The organism is Klebsiella spallanzanii, assembly GCF_902158555.1.
Lineage (GTDB): Bacteria > Pseudomonadota > Gammaproteobacteria > Enterobacterales > Enterobacteriaceae > Klebsiella > Klebsiella spallanzanii.
The window spans coordinates 193473-211989 of record NZ_CABGGS010000034.1; the positions used below are offsets into that span (position 1 = coordinate 193473).

The following is an 18517-nucleotide window of genomic DNA, read 5'->3' on the forward strand; positions in this document are numbered from 1 at the left end:
CTGATGTCGTTAAGCCGAAATACGCTACTTCTTATCCAGACCGGCACGCCGCCGGTCGAAATCGCCTCTGACCATGGCGATCTGCCGATCTGGTTTGGCAATTTACTCGCGCCGTGGCGCAATAAAATCCGCGTGGCGCGGGTATTTGCCGGGGAACCGCTTCCCGCGCCAGATAGCGATACCATCGCAGTGATTACCGGTTCATGGGATATGGTGACTGAGCGCCTGGCGTGGAGCGAAATGACCGCCAGGTGGATCCGCGACGCGATGGCTATTGAGATGCCGCTGTTTGGCGTTTGCTATGGGCATCAGCTTATGGCGCATGCCCTCGGTGGTGAGGTGGATTACCATCCTGCAGGGCGCGAAGCCGGAAGCAAAACCGTTACTCTCTCTGCGAATGGATTAACTGACGGGCTGCTGGCTGACCATCCGGCCCCCTTCAGCGCACATCTTACGCATATGCAAACCGTAAGCCGGTTGCCGCAAGGGGCTACGGTGCTGGCTTCGTCGCAGCACGACCCGCACCAGATTGTTCGCTATGGCGAGCATGCTATCTCCACGCAGTTCCACCCGGAAATCACTCCGGAAATTGCCCGCTCGCTGATTGCGTATCGTCAGGCGGTTCTGCGTAATGAGGGCGTTGACCCGGACAAACTGAGCCGTGAAGTCGAAGAGAGTCCTGTGGCATCGGCGATTTTGACTCGTTTTGTGGCTAACTATTTGCCGCCGGATAACGTCTGATTTTTCCGTTTTGTATCACCGTGTATCTGAGTTCAATGACGATACACGGTGCGACAAAATCCCCCCTCTGCGCGCACAGTGCAGATACATCGCGGTGTTGTGATAGGCCTGTCATCCAAACCATGAAGAGGCAACCATCATGAACACCACTTTTTTATCCCGTAAATATGCCGCCCTGGCGCTAATCTGCTCCTCACTGGTTTCTGCCAGCGTCTGCGCGGCGGAGGACAGCGCCGCCTTTAACGCTCTGCATCATATACAGGCGGGCGATCTCAATATTGGCTATGTGGATATCGGCCCCCGCGACGGGCAAGCGGTGATCCTGCTACACGGCTGGCCTTATGATATTCAGAGCTACGCCGCCGTCGCCCCAGCGCTGGCGCAGAAGGGCTACCGGGTTGTCGTGCCGTATCTGCGCGGTTACGGCACCACGCGCTTTATTTCAGCGAAAACGCCGCGCAACGGTCAGCCTTCAGCGATGGCGAAAGATATCGTCAATCTGATGGATGCCTTGCATATCAAACAGGCTGATTTTGCCGGTTTTGACTGGGGCGCGCGCACGGCGGATATCGTGGCGGCGCTGTGGCCTGAGCGGGTGAAATCGCTGGTTTCGGTGAGCGGGTATCTGATTAGCAGCCAGCAAATTGGCGAAAAACCGCTGCCGCCGCAGGCCGAGCTGTCGTGGTGGTATCAGTTCTATTTTGCCACCCCGCGCGGTGAAGCGGGTTATCGGCAGAACACTCACGATTTTGCGAAGTTTATCTGGCATCAGGCTTCACCGGGCTGGCAGTTTAGCGATACGCAGTTTGCACAGAGCGCGCAGGCGTTGGATAACCCCGATCACGTGGCGGTGACCATTAGCAACTACCGCTGGCGCTTAGGACTGGAGAAAGGCGAAGCGAAATACGCAAACTACGAGCAGAAACTGGCGGCTCTGCCGACTATTGGCGTTCCGACCATCACCATCGAAGGTGATAACAACGGCGCGCCGCACCCGGCACCTGAAAGCTATCGCGCTAAATTTACTGGCAAATACGAGCATCGCGAATTCAAAGGCAATATCGGCCATAACCCGCCGCAGGAAGCCCCGCAGGCGTTCGTGCAGGCAGTTGTCGATGCCGATCATCTGTAACTGCTGCGCCGGGGTGTGAAGTTGCGCTTCCGGCGATAGCGCATATTCTCTTTGAGTGGCAATTCTCTTACCGGAGCCTGCTTTGGAACGTATTGATCATATTCTGGTTGTTGATGATGACCGCGATATTCGTGAGCTGGTCACCGGTTATCTGGAAAAGTCGGGGTATCGCGCGACGGGCGCCGCCAACGGCAAGGCGATGTGGGCGGTGCTCAACGCGCATCAAGTGGATCTGATTATTCTGGATCTGATGCTGCCCGGCGACGACGGTTTACTTCTCTGTCGCCAGCTACGCAGCAACGGTCAGCAGGATATTCCGGTTCTGATGTTGACCGCGCGCACCGACGACAGCGACCGAATTCTGGGGCTTGAAATGGGTGCCGATGACTATCTGGTGAAGCCCTTTGTCGCCCGCGAACTGCTGGCGCGCATCAAGGCCATTCTGCGCCGTACCCGGGCGCTGCCGCCAAATTTGCAGATTACCGAAGCCGGACGACTCATCGCCTTTGGCGACTGGCTGCTGGATACCTCGGCAAGGCATCTGCTTGATGACAGCGGAACCATCGTTGCGCTAAGCGGTGCGGAATATCGGCTGCTGCGGGTTTTCCTCGATCACCCGCAGCGGGTACTGAATCGCGATCAGCTGCTGAATTTGACGCAGGGAAGGGATGCCGAACTGTTCGAGCGCTCCATTGACCTGCTGGTGAGCCGTTTACGTCAGCGCCTGCGCGAAGATGCCCGCGAACCGGCCTATATCAAAACCGTCCGTAGCGAAGGCTATGTGCTCTCGGTTCCGGTGTCGATTCGCGAGGCCCGCGAATGAAGCTCTGGCCCGCATCGTTGCAGTCGCGGCTGATGGTGATGATTTTCCTCGCGCTGCTGCTGGCCAATGCCTTAACGCTGTCGCTATTGCTCTACGAGCGGATGAGCAGCGCCCGCAGCGTGATGCTGGGCAACCTCGAATACGACGTCGCCACCAGCGTGGCGATCCTTAATCGTCTTCCCGCCGCCGAACGTCCGCAGTGGCTGGCGCGGCTGGCGCGTGGTAACTATCGCTATCAGCTTTCGGCGGGGCAAATCGGCAACTATCCCACCAGCTGGCGGGTACGTGATGCGGTGCGGACTTTGCAAGAAACGCTCAGCGGTACTTATCCGCTAAGCATTGTGGCAATCCCCGGTCCGCGCGAGCATATTCAGGCCCACGTCACCCTGCACGACGGCGCGCCGCTAACCATTGATTTGTGGCCGCGCCTGCCGGCGATCGCCCGTTGGCTACCCGTGGTACTGGCTGCGCAATTCTTGCTGTTGTTGTTTTGTGCCTGGTACGCCGTGCGTCAGGTGGTGCGTCCGATGGCCCGTTTCACCCGCGCCATTGACCATCTCGAACCGGCAATGAATGTGCCTGAAGTGATGGCGGAACAGGGGCCGGTTGAAGTTCGCCACGCGGCGCGGGCATTTAACGCCATGCAGACGCGTATTCACGACCATTTACAGGAGCGGGCGCGGATCCTCGCGGCAATCTCTCACGATCTGCAAACGCCAATTACCCGTATGAAGCTGCGGGTCGAGATGGCGGAGCGGCCGGAACTACGCGACAAGCTTCTGGAGGACCTGGACAATATGACCCGTCTGGTCAGAGAGGGGATCGCTTTTGCCCGCTCCGCCCAGCCGCTGGAAGAGACGCGCCAGCGCCTCAACCTGAATGATTTTCTCGACACTATCGTCTGTGATTATGCTGATGTTGGCAAAGCGGTGCGCTTTATTCCCGGCGCTATCCAGCGACCGGTGCTGATTCAGCCGCAGGCGCTGCGGCGCATTATGAGCAATCTGATTGATAATGGGCTGAAATTTGGCGATAGCGTCACCGTTATCCTCGAACATGCGCAAAACGGTGATATTACAATCAAGGTTGCCGATGAAGGGCCTGGGATCCCCGATGATCAACTGGAGGCGGTGCTGCAACCTTTTTATCGGCTGGAGAATTCGCGCAACCGCGATACCGGCGGCACCGGGCTGGGTCTGGCAATTGCCGCACAGCTAGCCAGCCAGATGGCGGGCAAGCTGACGCTGCGCAACCGCGCATCGGGCGGACTGGAAGTCATGGTACAGCTGTTTGCCGCCGCTTTGTATCCTTCTGTATCCCCGAGCGTGACAGATAACTAAGCTGACAAATTCCCGCTATTTCAGACACTTTAGCCATACATACGCCTGCTGTAATGGGTTGGCTGCCGCTTCAGGCAGCTAACTCATCTGAGGAGAGCGTGTATGTCCATTCTGATTGCTTTTTTCGGCGGTATGCTGACGCTGCTGAGCCCCTGTACCTTGCCGGTTATCCCGTTAATTTTTGCCAGCGCGCGTGGTAAAAGAGCTCATCTGCTGCTGATGCTCAGCGGCATGGTGCTGATGTTTACCGCCGTTTCGCTGCTGGTGACGGTTGCCAGTAGTTGGGTGGTGAGCCTGACACTTACCGGACGCTGGCTGGCGCTGCTGTTTTTGGCGCTGGTCGGAGTGAGCTTGATATCCGCAAAGGCCGCGCAGCGCCTGACGGCTCCGGTGGTGGCGCTAGGTAATCGTATTAACGCGCGTAGCTATCAGCACGCTGGAGGGATGGGCGCGCTGTTGGCGGGGCTGGCAATTGGCCTGCTGTGGGCACCGTGCGCCGGGCCAGTACTGGGCGCGATCCTCAGCCTTGGATTTATTCAGGGCAGCTCGGTCACCAGCGGATTACTGCTGCTGTCTTACTGCAGCGGCAGCGCGCTGATGCTGGCACTGTTGTGGCTGTTCGGCTCCCGGCTGACTGCGCGTCTGCGTAAAAGTCTGGCTTTTAGCGAACGTCTGCGTCAGTTGGCGGGGGTGGCGATGCTGGTATCGGTGGTGCTGATAGCCAGCGGGGCGGACAGCTTTCTGCAAGGCGCAAACGGGCTGGCGCAACGGCTGGAGCAGCGTCTCAGCGCGGGTTTGCCGGGAGCGGAGCAAAAAACGGTTCTCCAGCCGGTTGTGGCGCCGCAGCCAACCAGCGAAATGCCTGCACTTGATGGCGGCAGCGCGTGGATTAATAGCCAGCCGTTGAGCCACTCCGCCCTAAAAGGCAAAGTGGTGTTAATCGACTTCTGGACCCGGGATTGTATTAACTGCCAGCACACGTTGCCCTACGTGCGCGAGTGGGCGAATAAATACCGCGCTGCCGGGCTGGTGGTAGTGGGCGTACATACTCCGGAGTATCCGTGGGAGCGTTCGCTGCCCGCGCTGCGTGAAGCGGTCACAAAATGGCAGCTGACATACCCCATCGTGGCGGATAACGGTTACGCCATCTGGAACGCGTTTGGTAATCAATATTGGCCCGCGCATTATCTGTTCGATGCCAAAGGCAAGCTGCGCTATACCGCTTTTGGCGAAGGAGACTACGTCCAGCAGGAGAAGATGATCCAGCAGCTGTTACAAGAGGCGAGAGTCTGAGCTAGCGATTGCAGTTGCATTGCGGCTGTTTTCCCGGAGGCGGTGCTGCGCACCTGTCCGGGCTACAGCTACACAGCTGCCTCCGGGAGCTTTAGTGACAACGTCACTTATTTAAATGTAAAAAAAAGCCGATAAAGTGAATTATCGGCTTTTCAGCGTTTATTGCGAAACTAGTTTACTGCGCCAGCAGTTCCTGAGCGGTGCGTTCTACCAGGCTCAGCAGTACCTTCACGTCATCTAAGGTGACGAGCGGGTTAAGCAGCGTCAGCTTCAGACAGGTTACGCCGTTGTGCTCGGTTACCCCGACGTTGGCACGACCGGAGGCCAGCAGGGCATCACCAACGCGCTGGTTGAGCAGGGCGATGGCGGCATCGTCGCTGCCCGCCATCTGCTGCGGGCGCGAACGGAACAGCACGCTTGCCAGCTGCGGTTGCATCACCAGCTCCAGCGTCGGCTGAGTCTCGATGTAATCCGCCACGTTCAGCGCCATCGTCACGCCGTGATCGATGATTTCCGCGTACTGTTTCTGGCCCAACGCTTCAAGACCCATCCACAGCTTCAACGCATCGAAGCGGCGGGTGGTTTGCAGCGATTTGGACACCAGGTTCGGTACGCCATGCTCTTCATCGAACTCAGAGTTCAGATAGGCCGCCTGATAGCGCATCAGCTCATAATGGCGGGCTTCTTTTAGCAGAAAAGCACCGCAGCTGATGGTCTGGAAGAACTGTTTGTGGAAATCCAGAGTGATGGAATCCACTAATTCAATGCCATCCAGACGATCGCGATATTTCTCAGACATCAGCAGCGCGCCGCCCCATGCCGCGTCAACGTGCAGCCAGATCTGGTGTTCTGCCGCCACTGCCGCGATTTCACGCAGCGGGTCTATCGCCCCCGCATCGGTGGTGCCTGCGGTGGCGACAATCGCCATAATCTGCTCGCCGTTAGCCTGGGCTTGCGCGATTTTCGCTTTCAGGTCCGCCACGTCCATCCGCGCGAACTCGTCGGTTTTCACCAGCGTCACGGAACGGTAGCCGAGGCCCATCAGCGCCATGTTCTTCTGTACCGAGAAGTGGGCATTTTCTGAACACAGCACTTTATACTGGCGAATATCGCCCGGCAGACCATCCTGCTGAATGGAGTGGCCCTGGCGGGCAAAGAAGGCATCACGCGCCAGCATCAGGCCCATCATATTGCTCTGGGTGCCGCCGCTGGTGAATACGCCCGCATCGCCTGTGCCATAACCGACCTGAGCGCGCAGCCATTCAATCAGCTTGATCTCAATGATGGTCGCCGACGGGCTTTGATCCCAGGAGTCCATGCTCTGGTTGGTGGCGTTAATCAGCACTTCCGCCGCCTGGCTAATCACCAGGCTCGGGCAGTGCAGGTGCGCCACGCACTGTGGGTGATGTACCGACAGGCTGTCTTTCAGGAAGTACTCGATCGCACGTTCAATCGCCGCCTGGTTACCCAGACCCTGTTCGTTGAAATCAAGGTTGATGCGCTCACGCAGTTCGTCAACGCTTTTACCCTGATACATTTCAGGTTGCTGCAGCCACTGCGTTACCGCCTGGCTGGTCTGGGCGATAGCTTGCTGATAGGCGTCAATACTCTGCGCAGAACCAGCAAGAATCGGATTCAATTTGGACATTGCGGTCACTTACTCCACTCAGACCGGTTTTACGCCGGCGGCCAGCAGGGCCTGTTCAAATTTGTCGAAGAAAATTTCCAGCTCAGCGTTGCTGATCAGCAGGGACGGCAGCAGGCGCAGTACGCAGCCGTGACGGCCACCGCGCTCGAGGATCAGGCCCGCTTCGAAGCATTTCTTCTGCAGCAGCGCAGAAAGTTCGCCATCCGCCGGGTAGCTACCCATGTGGTCCGGCGCTTCGTTCGGTTTGACGATCTCGATACCGATCATCAGGCCCAGGCCGCGAACGTGACCGATAACCGGATAACGTTTCTGCATTTCGGCCAGTTTACCTTTCAGCCACTCGCCCTGGGCGGCGACTTTATCGGCAATTTTGTTGTCTTTCAGGTGACGCAGGGTGGTCAGACCGGTAGCCATCGCCAGCTGGTTGCCGCGGAAGGTGCCAGTATGGTGACCCGGTTCCCAGGCGTCGAACTGCTTCTTGATACCCAGAACGGCCATCGGCAGACCGCCGCCTACCGCTTTAGACATCACGATGATGTCCGGCTCAATGCCAGCGTGTTCGAAGGCGAAGAATTTACCGGTACGGGCAAAGCCAGCCTGAACTTCATCGATAATCAGCAGAATGCCGTGTTCCTGAGTCACTTTACGGATGCGCTGCAGCCACTCCACCGGAGCCGGGTTCACGCCGCCTTCACCCTGAACGGCTTCGAGGATCACCGCCGCTGGTTTACGCACGCCGCTTTCGACGTCGTTAATCAGATTTTCGAAGTAGTAGGTCAGCGCCTTCACGCCTGCTTCACCGCCGATACCCAGCGGGCAGCGGTACAGGTGCGGGTAAGGCATAAACTGTACTTCCGGCATCATGCCGTTAACCGCTGCTTTTGGCGACAGGTTGCCGGTCACGGACAGCGCGCCGTGGGTCATCCCGTGGTAGCCGCCGGAGAAGCTGATGACGGAAGAACGGCCAGTGTATTTTTTCGCCAGCTTCAGCGCCGCTTCCACGGCATCAGCACCGGTCGGGCCGGTGAACTGCAGGCAGTATTCTTTACCTTCGCCCGGCAACAGGGAAAGCAGGTATTCACAGAAGCGATCTTTTAACGGAGTGGTCAGATCGAGAGTATGTAACGGCAAGCCGCTGGTAATGACACTTTGGATGCTCTGCAGCACATCAGGGTGGTTGTGGCCGAGTGCCAGAGTACCGGCGCCGGCAAGGCAGTCCAGGTACTGTTTGTTATCCGCATCGGTCAGCCATACGCCTTCCGCTTTGGTTATCGCAAGGGGCAGCTTGCGCGGGTAGCTCCTGACATTCGATTCGAATTCAGCCTGACGGGCCAAAAAGGTATCGTTGTTTGCATCTAATAAGTCTGCGCCTAAAGTATCAATACGGACTTTATCCGTCATCATATCACTCCCACAACCAGCGTTACGGTTGAACCCTGGTTGAATAAATTGGTGTAAGAAATTGAATCGTCATGCATAAAGCGGGCACAATATATGGCTTTTTAAATCTGCATTCAACGTTTTATTTATTGAGGTATTTTTACGTTATTTTTACATTGTAAAAAATGAACCTAACTCATTGATAGAAATGAAGTGTTTTAAAGGCCTAAAGACCTTTAAAATTGTAATTATTAGTGAAGGAATTTCTTAATTTTTATTACCGCTTCGCTGATATTGCTGGCGGAACAATTCCGCCAGCAATAGCGTTACTCAATGCAGTTCAACCGCATAATTTGTTAAAGGTGTGACTTTTTTCACCAACTTGTTGTTATATAAAAACTGTTCGTAAGCTTCATAACGTGACTTATCAAGGGCAGCAGGATTGGCGGCAAACAGAGGGATGGTTTTCAGCCATGCCTGCTTATTCAGTTCAGTGTTGAGCTCCGGATGCGCGGCAGCAAAGGCCTGCCAGGTTTCCTGCGGATGAGCGCGCAGGTAAGCGACGCCTTTTTGCAACGCGGTGAGGAAGCTCTTGATTTTGGGCGCGTTGGCTTCGTCGCGGTTAGCGACAATCACCAGCTCGTCATAGGCCGGTACGCCATAGTCCTCGACGTTCATCACCACAGGATCTTTCCCCTGAAGCTTAATTTCCAGCGCTTCTATATTACGGTAACCGCCAATGACCGCATCAACCTGACCGGCCAGCAGGGCGCTGGTTAACTGGAAGTTCACATTGATAAGCTTAATGCTTTTGGGGTCGATCTGCGCGTGCTGCGCCATGGTTGCCAGCGTCGCCTGTTCAATACCGCTGACCGAATAACCGACTTTTTTACCTTTCAGGTCAGCCGGAGTTTTGATGCTTTTATCCAGCGCGATCACCGTGTTCAGCGGCGAATTAATCAGCGTGCCAACGCGCACCAACGGCAGCCCTTCATCGGCAAAAAAATGTACCTGCGGCTGGTAGGTGATCGCCAGGTCTGCCTGACGAGCGGCGACCAGTCGTGGCGGCAGCGCCGGGTCGGACGGGGGAACAATTTTGACATCCAGTCCCGCTTCTTTAAATGCGCCAATCTGCTCGGCGACCATGATCGGCGCATGATCGGGGTTAATATACCAATCCAGCACGAGGGTCAGTTTCTCGTTGGCCAGCGCCTGAGCGCTGAGCAGCGCGGTGAAGGTGACTCCGGCGAGTATACATTTACGCATCGTTATTCCTTATATGTTGTTATTCCGGCGTCCAGTTGATCAGCCGATGTAAAAAAGCATCCACCGCCAGCCACAGCAGGACGGTCAGCAGTACTAAAATAAACAGGGCGGCAAAGCAGATATCGGTTTGCAGGCGGGCGTTGGCGTTAAGCATGACGTAGCCCAGTCCTTCAGCTGAGCCGACCCATTCGCCGATAATTGCGCCGATGGGGGCCACGGCGGCGGCCATCCGCAGGCCTGAGCCGAGCGCCGGGAGCGCCGCCATCATCCGCACGTGGCGCAGCTGAGCGGCAAAAGATGCCCCCATGGTGCGCGCCAGATCGAGATAGTCGTTATTGACCCGCCGCAGACCATCAAAAAACGCCGAGGTCACAGGGAAGAAAATCACCAGCACCGCCATCATCACCTTGGCGCTCATCCCAAAGCCAAACCACAGTACCAGCAGCGGGGCGAGGGCAAAAACCGGGATCGCCTGGCTGGTCAGCACCAGCGGCATCAGCCAGCGCTGAAGGCGAGGCGAAACGATCATGCACAGCGCCAGAATCACGCCGAGCAGGACGCCGAGCGCGAGGCCGCTGAGTATTTCGCTCAATGTAATCAGAGTGTGCCAGCCCAGATATGCCCGGTTGACCCACAACGCGCTGGCTACTGCCGAAGGAGAAGGCAGCAGGAAAGCGGGAATGCCGCTGCGGCTCGCCAACCACCAGAGCAGCAGCAGGCCGCAGAACACCACGCAGCCACGAAACAGTTTCCCGCTCATCCGTTAGCCTTTATTAGCTGTTGTAATAGTTCCGCCTGACTGGTTAACAGCTGCGGATCGTCCGGCGCGCGCGGCGGTACGCCGGATAGGTGATGCGTATCGTCAATCCCGCCGGGAGCATTCGAGAGCACCAGTAAGCGATGGCTTAGCCGACAGGCCTCCATCGGATCGTGGGTGATAAGGACCACGGTGCGGTTCACCAGCAGCTCGGCGGCCAGCGTCTGAATTTTCGTGCGGGTAATGGTATCGAGCGCTGAAAAAGGCTCATCCATCAGCACGATGGGACGATCTTCATATAGCGTGCGTGCCAGCGCCGCCCGTTGACGCATGCCGCCGGAGAGGGAGGCGGGGCGATCGTTGGCGCAGTGTTCAAGGCCAACCTGCTGTAGAAGCGTTGCTACGCGCTGGCGGTCAACGCGCTCCCCGCGCAGACGTGCGCCGAGGGAGACATTGTCGCGCACGCTTAACCATGGATAGAGCAGATCTTTCTGACCCATCCACGCCAGCCGTTTGGCAATCGGCTGACCGTCGCTGGCGCGGACCTCGCCCGCAGTGGCTTTTGCCAGCCCGGCGATGATGCGCAGCAGGCTGGTTTTCCCGGCACCGCTGGCCCCCAGTAGCGAAACCCACTGACAGCCGGGGATATCGAACGTCAGATTGTCGAAAATCTGCCGTGAGCCAAAGCGCAGGCTCAGACCGCGCACCTCAATACCAGGTGCAATCACGCCGGGCGCTCCGTGACGGCATTCAGCCCCATTTGCCAGAAGTTAGCTTCCAGCCGCGTGGCGGTGGTGAAAATAGTGCTGAGTTCAGCAAAACGCGCCTCGCCGCCGCGCTGTTGCCAGAGCGTTTCCAGCAGGCTAATAGCAGCATTGACGCCGTTCAGGTAGCCCTCATCGCCGTAGTTGCGGATCCAGGAAGCATAAGGGTTAGCGGTCAGATTTGTTGCCGGATCGTGCAGCAGACCAAGCCCAATTTCCGCATAACCCGCAACGCAGGGCATCAGCGCGGCCAGCAGATCGAGCGCGTCGCCGGAGTGGCCGATATCCAGCACGTAGCGGGTGTAATTGACGGTTTCCGCGGCTTCCGGTTCGGCGGCCATCGTCGCTTCATCCAGTCCCCATCCAGTGCAGTAGCCAACATGCAGCGGGAGTTCGTCGAGGATGGCGTTCATCGACGCGGCGGCGGTACGCATTTCCGGCAAAGTGCGCAGTTTGCTGACCAGCAACGCATAGCTGCGGGCAAAGTGGATCAGAAACAGGTAGTCCTGGGTCAGATAGCGGCGGAAAGCAGGTTCGGGCAGGGTGCCGTCGGCGAGCTGGCGCAGGAAGGGATGAGCGACGTAGTGTTGCCAGTCGGCACCGGCCTGCTGACGCAGACGACCGTAAAGACCTTGAGTAAACGCGGGAAGAATCACAGGACCTCCTGATTAAGGGGAGATCCGGGCGTGCTGAAGTGTGAACAGGCAATGGCGCAAAACTGGCGGAAATGCCAACCCGTCCCTTCGCTGGCATGACCCAGATCAGGTTCAAAGGGTTCGGCTTACGCCATCTCAGCCCTCACGGGACACCCCTCGGTTTGGCTCATGTTATACGACATTCGCTTTTTGATTACAATGCCGCGATTTTGTTGGTTTTATGTGACGTTGTCACACTTTAATTTGCCGGATGGCGGCTAACGCCAGGATTGTCGTCGTTGCCGGCTCGATATTATTGAAACTCAACCCAGCTGGCGCCGTTATCCGCTGAACGCACGCAGTTCTCCACCCAATGCACGCCGAGCGCGCCGGCTTTGGCATCCGGATACCAGAAGTTTTCCAACAGCGCAGCATCGCGGCGATCGGTCGCATCCATGGCGATAGCAAAGCGGCGGTACAGATTCGACCAGGCCTCAAAAAGCCCTTCGGGATGTCCGCCGCCGATCCTGTCATCCTGTAAAGCCAACGGGTCGAGATAGGACATGCCGCGCTCCAGAATACGCACCGGCTCGCCCTGGATTTCATAGCGCAGCTGGTTGGGCTGTTCATCCCACCACTCCAGGCTGGCTTTTTCACCGACGATACGTACTTTTTGCCCGTGCATTGAACCGCTATTGACCGCCGAGCACCACATCGAGCCAATGGCGCCATTGTCATACTCCATCAGCACATGCGCGTTATCCTCCAGCGGGGCGCGGCTTTTGACAAAGCTCTGGCGGGAGCACATCAGGCGGGTGATGTTGAGCTTTGGCGCCATCGTTTCCGCCAGAAATAGCGGATGCGTGGCCAGGTCGCCCAGTACATAGCTGGGACCGACAAATTTCGGGTCAACCCGCCAGCGGGTGCTGGGGTTTTCTAGTTCCACCGGCTGATTGTGGAAACCGTGTGCGAACTGCATATTGACAATACGGATTTCCCCCAGCAACCCTTGCTCAATCATCTGCCGCGCCTGCAAAATCAGCTGATGCCCTGCGTAGCCGTAGGTGACGCCAATGATTTTGTGCTGCTTTTCGCTCAGAGCCACCAGCGCATCGGCCTCTTCACCGGTAAAACACAGCGGTTTTTCACAGACCACATGCAGTCCGGCTTCCAGCGCGGCGCGGCAAATGGCGTAGTGGGTGTTGTTCGGCGTAGCAATAGACACCGCTTCAATGCCGTCTTCTCGCGCCGCCTCTTCGCGAAACAGGGTTTCATAGTCGGGATAGCAGCGTTCTGCCTCCACGCCCAGCTGCTGGCCAAATTCTCGTCCGCGTTGGGCGTCAATATCAAATGCGCCTGCCAGCAGGGTAAAAGAACCATCGCGCAGCGCCGCCGAGCGGTGAATATAGCCAATCTGACTGCTTCCGCCGCCGCCAACCATGCCCCAGCGTAACGATCTGCCAATGGGTTTTGTTCCGTTAATCATTGTTTTCTCTCCTGATTAAAAGCCAACAGAGCGCAGGTAGCGCAGACTTTCCGTCACTGCCTGCAAACTGCCCTCGACGTTGCGCGGGTCACGTTCCTGCTCAATGGTGATCCAGCCCTGATAGCCGCGCTTATCAAGAAACGTGCGTACCGCCGGATAATCAATGGCGCCGCTACCGAGCGGGCACATTACGCCTTCCGCGCAGGCGGAGAAGAAGTCGATACCGCGTGAAATCACGCTCTCAAATACGCCAGGATCGACATCTTTAAAGTGCAGGTAGTCAAGACGTTTGAAATGACGATCCAGCCAGCTGATGGGGTCCATTCCGGAATAGTAGAGGTGACCGGTATCAAGGCAGAGCCCGGCAACGTCGTGAGGGATTTGTGTTGCCAGCAGGTCTATTTCATCGGCAAATTCAATACAGCCGCCAGCATGGGGGTGGATAACCGGGCGAACGCCGTACTCCTGCCACGCCAGTTTGCTGATGGTGACAATGTGGCTAATCATCCGCTTCCAGTCGGTGGGGGAAAGACGTGGTGCCAGGTCGCTGCGTCCGGCGTACTTCGCTCGTTGCGGATTACCGAAATCAATGATCACCAGGTAGGGCGGCTGGAAGGGGTTGCCCGGCGTTTTTTCCGCCGTTGGAACCTGAGACAGATTGCGGCAGAGGTTGTGCGTCAGTTCGACAATGTTCGGGAAGTTCTCTTCGCTGACCAGATCGTCAAAGATCGTTCCGGCAACCAGCGACAGCCCCTGTTTTTTCAGCGCTGCGCGAAGCTCATCCGCCTGGGTTGGCAGATAGCTCCAGGGCCCCAGTTCAATACTTTTGTAGCCTGCGGTCGCCGCTTCCTGTAGTACCTGTGACCACGGCGGTAAATAAGGGTTTTTGGGATCATCGACGCCCCAGCTACATGGCGCATTGGCAATATGTATGGTCATGATGGATTCCTTTTTAGAATGAGGAGAAAACATGACCAGTATTGAATGAAAATTTCAAAATCAACAATGATGAAATTTAAATTCTTTGATGTGATTCAAGCTTTATTTTGATGGTTAAAATGATAGTTTTTTATCAAACACAGTGGCGAAGCGGGGCGCGGCGAATTTCCCATGCCCCTGGCGATTAGAGGTTTTCTTTGGTGACTAAATCAAATGGTTGTAGCGCGTTAATAAATGACGCCTGCGGCTGGCTGGCAGCCTGGACAAACGCGGTGATAGTCGCGGCGGCGAACTCGGCAATCCGGTGCGTAATCATCAGATCGATCGTACCATCAATTAACGCCAGCTCGCCGTTGTCCACCGGGCCGTGGCAAATCAGCGTGACCTGATGCTGGCGCTGATGTGCATGCAGCGCGGCGATAATGCCTTCCACGCCGCCGCAGGGGGCGTAAATCGCTTTCAGAGAAGGGTACTGTTGCAGCATTTCATCCGTCACCTGACGGGCAATATCAGCACGTTCGTGGCAGCGCACCGGTTCGAGCACCCGCTCACCTTTACCGTGCTCGCGCAGATAGGAGCGAAAGCTTATCTCGCAGCTCTCCTGACAAATAAACCGGTTATCGCCAACGATAATGCCGATTTCTCCGTCGCCATGACACAGCCTGTCCACCGCCCAACCGGCGGTGCGGCCTGCTTTCTGGTTATCCAGCCCGATATAGCCGGTACGCTGTGCAACACCCATATCAGAAAGCAGAGTGAAAACGCGCACGCCTTTATCGTTAGCCTGAGCGATGGCATGGCGGATAAGCGGGTTGTCCAGCGCCACGATGCCGATAACGTCCACCTCATCGCTCAGACGAGAGATAGCGGCGACCATATCGTCGATGGCATTGATATCGTAATGCAGGAAAACGGGGTCTTGCGTCGGGCTATGCCATGCCAAAGCAGCCTGTGTAAGCGCCTGCGCCAGCTGATGGTAAAATGAGTGTGATTGCTGCAGCAGAATAAACCCCATTCTGAGGGTTATTGCCGACTGACCGGCAGCCAGTCGATAGTGGGATTGCTCCAGCGCGAAACCTAAGCGTCGTGCGGATTCAAGTACTTTACGTTCGGTACTCTCTTTGACGGTAGTTCGTTTATTTAGCACCCTGTCCACCGTCGCAATCCCAACTCTGGCGTCTCTGGCAATGTCCGTCATGGTGACTTTTTTCGCTGACATAGATATCTTTCCTTAGAGGGTAATGATAAAAATCTATCATCATTTTCACAGCCAAAAAGCGAACAGACACAGAGTTTGCGAAAAGCGTGTTGTCAGCATAAAAACCATGCATATTTTTATTTAAAAAGATACTACCAAATCCTTCTTTTGCGCATATCTTTTTGAAATTAAGAAAAATCTCACCTCATTTTCAAATGAAAAGCCATCCTGCTAACCCGCGCGGTCTTTTATTAAGCAAAAAGGACTATACTTGGCAATCTTCCAGTAATTCGTTCAAAAAACATTAATTTTTTATTAATTTTACGCTCAATGCATTACCTGCTCATATGATGTGGTTGTTGAAGTGAAGGGTTTGGAAGGGCGGAGGTTTGTATGTTATTAAAAGAACTTATTATTTTCGACTTATTAAGTACCCCCGTTTGGGTCGTCCATCCTTTCAATGAAAATGTGATCTTTGCCAACCAGGCATCTAAAGCGCTGAGCGGTAATCTGACCCTTGAGCAAATGCGCAAGGGAACCTTCTCAACCTGCCCGGAGTTGGTGCTGCAGCACTACCTGCGCTACTTTAAAAATATAGCGGAAGTGTATGAAATATGGACCGTTGAAACCCCTGAAGGATTGGCGTCTGTGAGCTGTAAAACCACTCTGATTACATTAGAAGAGCAGGGCAGCTTAATCCTTTTTGAAGCCGTCAGGTTGCTACCGCAAAATAGATCGATTAATACTGTGTCGCGTTCTTATCAGCGGCGTAATAATGGTTTCTTTGCCCGTTTTTTTATGACTAATTCCGCACCGATGCTATTAATCGATCCTAATAAAGAGGGTCGAATCGTTGATGCTAATATTGCGGCTCTGCGTTTTTATAACTACTCTGCGAAAGAAATTCGAACTAAACACACCTGGCAGATAAATACACTTGGCCGCGACGTATTACCGATTATGCATAATGTAGTGAGCCTGCCGGGAGGGCATAAACCGCTAAATTTTACCCACATCCTTTCCGATGGATCGATACGCCATGTTCAAACCTATGCCGGGCCGGTGACGTTATACAAAGCCAGCCTGATGCTGTGCATCATCCACGACATCACCGAAGAAGTGCATTTGAAGAAGGAGCTGGAATTTTCCGCCTCGCATGACTCGCTCACCGGGCTTCTCAACCGGCGGGAGTTTTACCGTATTGTGGAATCCCCCTCTTTTAAACCAGAAGGTTATTGTCTGTTACTGGTGGATATTGACCACTTTAAGTTGATAAACGACGACTACGGTCATCAGAAAGGTGACGAGGTTCTGTTGGCCATTTCTGCTCTTCTGACGTTCGCGGGGGGCATGGACGACAAAATATATCGCTGGGGCGGCGAGGAGTTCTTACTGTTCCTGCCCAACGCATCACTGGAGACAGCGCGGGAGATGGCGGAGAAAATTCGCTATGCCGTCAGCGAATACCAGACGCCGGACCTGCTGGCTCCCGTCACGGTAAGTATTGGCGTTGCGGAACATCAGCATGGCGAAGAGATAGACCAGTTGTTTAATCGTGTTGATAAGGCTCTGTATGCAGCTAAAAAGGCAGGACGTAACAAAGTTCAACTGCATCTGATTGAGAAGTACTAGCTTCATTGACCCGATATTCAGGCGCAAAGGTCTACACTAAGTGCATCACAAAAACGGGAACAGGATGTCATGGCTTATTCAATCTCAAAGAAATTCCTCACTGCAACCTCCGCGCTGCTGCTTTTATCTATGAGTTCAGCACCGGTTATTGCCGCCGTCAGCAAAGGGGAGTCATTCTCTGCGCTTAGCGCCGAGAATGGGTTAAGCGAAGCGGCAAAACAGTATCTCCTGCATTATCCTTCCCACAGCGGCGTTGATGGCAAAACCGTGCGCGAAGATACTGCCGCCGTATTTATTCCTTTTGGCGCAACCCCGGAAGGAGGATGGCCGGTGGTGGTCTGGGCTCACGGAACCGTGGGCGTTGCTAACCACTGCGCGCCGTCGTTAAACCCGCGCAGCGATCGGGATAAACAATATTTGAATACCTGGCTGTCTTTGGGCTATGCGGTCGTTGCGCCGGATTACGCTGGGCTAGGTTCTTCAGGTCTGCATCATTACCTTAATGCTCGCGGCGAAGCGTGGAGCGTTCTCGACGGTGTTCGCGCCGCCCTGAAGCAGTTTCCGCTTAAGAATGAGCTTATTTTGGTAGGTCAGTCACAGGGCGCACATGCGGCATTCGCCAGCGCGGGATATCAGCCGGAATATGCCCCAGAGCTGAACGTTCGCGCAACGGTGCTGACCGGTACGCCTTATTTTGAGAAGGGCACGACCGCCGCGGATATCCTTCCGCATGCCGGTAATAAAGTTCAGACCGGTGGCGATCCGAAAATACCGTACATTTTCTATATTTATCTCTCTGCCGCCGACAGCAATCCGCAGCTCAATCCTGCGGACTATTTCCAGCCAAAAGCGCTGCCGCTGCTTAAAGAAGCAAGTAATCTGTGCATTACACCGCTAAACGATGAGGTTATGAAGGCAGGCCTCAATGCCGCTAATTCACTGAAGCCGGGCATAGATTTGCTCTTAAACGCCAGCGTCGACACGATGCTTTACCCGACGCTAAAAATTGACCACCCGGTGTTTATTGGCATTGGCAGCGTGGATATTAACGTGCCGACGGCGATGCAAAAACGTTTTGCGGATGCGGTGATAAGTGCGGGAACGCAGGTCGATGTTCATATCTATGAAGGACTGGATCACAGCGGAACGGTTAACCCGTCATTGCGTAATTCGGTGCCGTTTTTGATTAAGACGCTGCACGATAAGCCGTAGTCGAAAGAGGTAAGTGAGCCGCCCTGAGCGATGGGGCGGTTCAGCACAGGTTTAACGTAACTTACCAATATTTGGGAATAAGGTAACCATACATCACAACCGCGACAATAATCATCACCGCAATAATCGCCCAGTCTGCTTTTAGTGATTTTACTGCGTTCATAAGTTTCTCTTTTTCGAATGAATGATATTGCCAGGTTACTCCCGTCGTCTGCGCAGAATAGTGATAGTGATCACACAATAACATTCGTCATACAAATAAATTGTGTCG

The 18517-nt window shown here is 55.3% G+C and carries 17 protein-coding genes and 1 riboswitch; of the genes, 7 read left to right on the plus strand and 10 right to left on the minus strand.

Features of this window, described 5'->3' with window-relative positions:
* Window positions 1-3: 3 nt before the first annotated feature.
* The 5 genes from FN082_RS18760 to FN082_RS18780 all read left to right on the plus strand — a co-directional run bounded on the left by FN082_RS18760 (window position 4) and on the right by FN082_RS18780 (window position 5329).
* On the plus strand, window positions 4-741 hold the full coding sequence (locus FN082_RS18760) for a glutamine amidotransferase (RefSeq protein ID WP_139539709.1): 738 nt from the start codon (window positions 4-6) through the stop codon (window positions 739-741).
* A 139-nt stretch (window positions 742-880) separates the two neighbouring features.
* Window positions 881-1873 (plus strand): alpha/beta fold hydrolase, encoded by a 993-nt coding sequence (locus FN082_RS18765; protein WP_139539710.1) that lies wholly within the window; start codon window positions 881-883, stop codon window positions 1871-1873.
* Window positions 1874-1955: 82 nt separating this feature from the next.
* Complete coding sequence (locus tag FN082_RS18770) at window positions 1956-2696, plus strand: response regulator (protein WP_142461747.1); 741 nt, start codon at window positions 1956-1958, stop codon at window positions 2694-2696.
* Window positions 2693-4036: an ATP-binding protein gene (locus tag FN082_RS18775; RefSeq protein ID WP_142982113.1), complete on the plus strand. Its 1344-nt coding sequence runs from the start codon at window positions 2693-2695 to the stop codon at window positions 4034-4036. Before FN082_RS18770 ends, FN082_RS18775 begins: the two co-directional genes overlap by 4 nt.
* Before the next feature lie 102 nt (window positions 4037-4138).
* Window positions 4139-5329: a cytochrome c biogenesis protein/redoxin gene (locus FN082_RS18780; protein WP_139539713.1), complete on the plus strand. Its 1191-nt coding sequence runs from the start codon at window positions 4139-4141 to the stop codon at window positions 5327-5329.
* 175 nt (window positions 5330-5504) lie between these two features.
* Here FN082_RS18780 and FN082_RS18785 read toward each other — a convergent pair whose 3' ends face one another.
* The 9 genes from FN082_RS18785 to FN082_RS18825 all read right to left on the minus strand — a co-directional run bounded on the left by FN082_RS18785 (window position 5505) and on the right by FN082_RS18825 (window position 15423).
* On the minus strand, window positions 5505-6986 hold the full coding sequence (locus FN082_RS18785) for a pyridoxal phosphate-dependent decarboxylase family protein (protein ID WP_185932133.1): 1482 nt from the start codon (window positions 6984-6986) through the stop codon (window positions 5505-5507).
* Between the two features lie 9 nt (window positions 6987-6995).
* Window positions 6996-8381, minus strand: coding sequence for a diaminobutyrate--2-oxoglutarate transaminase (locus FN082_RS18790; protein WP_142982115.1), 1386 nt, complete (start codon window positions 8379-8381; stop codon window positions 6996-6998).
* A gap of 306 nt (window positions 8382-8687) precedes the next feature.
* Window positions 8688-9623, minus strand: a complete 936-nt coding sequence (locus tag FN082_RS18795; RefSeq protein ID WP_139539716.1) for an ABC transporter substrate-binding protein — start codon at window positions 9621-9623, stop codon at window positions 8688-8690.
* Window positions 9624-9642: 19 nt separating this feature from the next.
* The gene (locus FN082_RS18800) at window positions 9643-10383 is read right to left on the minus strand and encodes an ABC transporter permease (protein WP_139539717.1); all 741 of its coding nucleotides are present in this window, start codon (window positions 10381-10383) and stop codon (window positions 9643-9645) included.
* A complete protein-coding gene (locus FN082_RS18805) occupies window positions 10380-11108 on the minus strand; it encodes an ABC transporter ATP-binding protein (protein WP_185932134.1) in 729 nt (242 codons plus the stop codon). The genes FN082_RS18800 and FN082_RS18805 overlap by 4 nt, the downstream gene beginning before the upstream one ends.
* Window positions 11105-11800: a TenA family protein gene (locus tag FN082_RS18810; protein WP_142513806.1), complete on the minus strand. Its 696-nt coding sequence runs from the start codon at window positions 11798-11800 to the stop codon at window positions 11105-11107. The genes FN082_RS18805 and FN082_RS18810 overlap by 4 nt, the downstream gene beginning before the upstream one ends.
* A gap of 65 nt (window positions 11801-11865) precedes the next feature.
* Window positions 11866-11967, minus strand: a riboswitch (TPP riboswitch).
* A gap of 125 nt (window positions 11968-12092) precedes the next feature.
* Window positions 12093-13265 carry a Gfo/Idh/MocA family protein gene (locus FN082_RS18815; protein ID WP_139539719.1) on the minus strand — a complete coding sequence of 391 codons (1173 nt, stop codon included), beginning with the start codon at window positions 13263-13265 and terminating at the stop codon, window positions 12093-12095.
* Between the two features lie 15 nt (window positions 13266-13280).
* Complete coding sequence (locus tag FN082_RS18820) at window positions 13281-14204, minus strand: sugar phosphate isomerase/epimerase family protein (protein ID WP_142982116.1); 924 nt, start codon at window positions 14202-14204, stop codon at window positions 13281-13283.
* 184 nt (window positions 14205-14388) lie between these two features.
* The gene (locus FN082_RS18825; protein ID WP_139539721.1) at window positions 14389-15423 is read right to left on the minus strand and encodes a LacI family DNA-binding transcriptional regulator; all 1035 of its coding nucleotides are present in this window, start codon (window positions 15421-15423) and stop codon (window positions 14389-14391) included.
* A 372-nt stretch (window positions 15424-15795) separates the two neighbouring features.
* On the opposite strand from FN082_RS18825, the gene FN082_RS18830 reads away from it, so the two are divergent.
* Window positions 15796-17034 (plus strand): sensor domain-containing diguanylate cyclase, encoded by a 1239-nt coding sequence (locus FN082_RS18830; protein ID WP_142982117.1) that lies wholly within the window; start codon window positions 15796-15798, stop codon window positions 17032-17034.
* A 69-nt stretch (window positions 17035-17103) separates the two neighbouring features.
* A complete protein-coding gene (locus FN082_RS18835; protein WP_142982118.1) occupies window positions 17104-18246 on the plus strand; it encodes an alpha/beta fold hydrolase in 1143 nt (380 codons plus the stop codon).
* Between the two features lie 61 nt (window positions 18247-18307).
* Here FN082_RS18835 and ykgR read toward each other — a convergent pair whose 3' ends face one another.
* Window positions 18308-18409, minus strand: coding sequence for a small membrane protein YkgR (gene ykgR, locus FN082_RS30390; protein WP_328592364.1), 102 nt, complete (start codon window positions 18407-18409; stop codon window positions 18308-18310).
* Window positions 18410-18517 lie beyond the last annotated feature (108 nt).

Bases quoted from the DNA above. Each gene is read 5' to 3' on its own strand.
- FN082_RS18795 (WP_139539716.1), bottom strand. From the start codon at position 9,623: ATGCGTAAATGTATACTCGCCGGAGTCACCTTCACCGCGCTGCTCAGC.
- FN082_RS18825 (WP_139539721.1), bottom strand. From the start codon at position 15,423: ATGTCAGCGAAAAAAGTCACCATGACGGACATTGCCAGAGACGCCAGA.
- ykgR (WP_328592364.1), bottom strand. From the start codon at position 18,409: ATGAACGCAGTAAAATCACTAAAAGCAGACTGGGCGATTATTGCGGTG.
- FN082_RS18760 (WP_139539709.1), top strand. From the start codon at position 4: ATGTCGTTAAGCCGAAATACGCTACTTCTTATCCAGACCGGCACGCCG.
- FN082_RS18830 (WP_142982117.1), top strand. From the start codon at position 15,796: ATGTTATTAAAAGAACTTATTATTTTCGACTTATTAAGTACCCCCGTT.
- FN082_RS18790 (WP_142982115.1), bottom strand. From the start codon at position 8,381: ATGATGACGGATAAAGTCCGTATTGATACTTTAGGCGCAGACTTATTA.
- FN082_RS18820 (WP_142982116.1), bottom strand. From the start codon at position 14,204: ATGACCATACATATTGCCAATGCGCCATGTAGCTGGGGCGTCGATGAT.
- FN082_RS18775 (WP_142982113.1), top strand. From the start codon at position 2,693: ATGAAGCTCTGGCCCGCATCGTTGCAGTCGCGGCTGATGGTGATGATT.
- FN082_RS18765 (WP_139539710.1), top strand. From the start codon at position 881: ATGAACACCACTTTTTTATCCCGTAAATATGCCGCCCTGGCGCTAATC.
- FN082_RS18835 (WP_142982118.1), top strand. From the start codon at position 17,104: ATGGCTTATTCAATCTCAAAGAAATTCCTCACTGCAACCTCCGCGCTG.
- FN082_RS18815 (WP_139539719.1), bottom strand. From the start codon at position 13,265: ATGATTAACGGAACAAAACCCATTGGCAGATCGTTACGCTGGGGCATG.
- FN082_RS18780 (WP_139539713.1), top strand. From the start codon at position 4,139: ATGTCCATTCTGATTGCTTTTTTCGGCGGTATGCTGACGCTGCTGAGC.
- FN082_RS18800 (WP_139539717.1), bottom strand. From the start codon at position 10,383: ATGAGCGGGAAACTGTTTCGTGGCTGCGTGGTGTTCTGCGGCCTGCTG.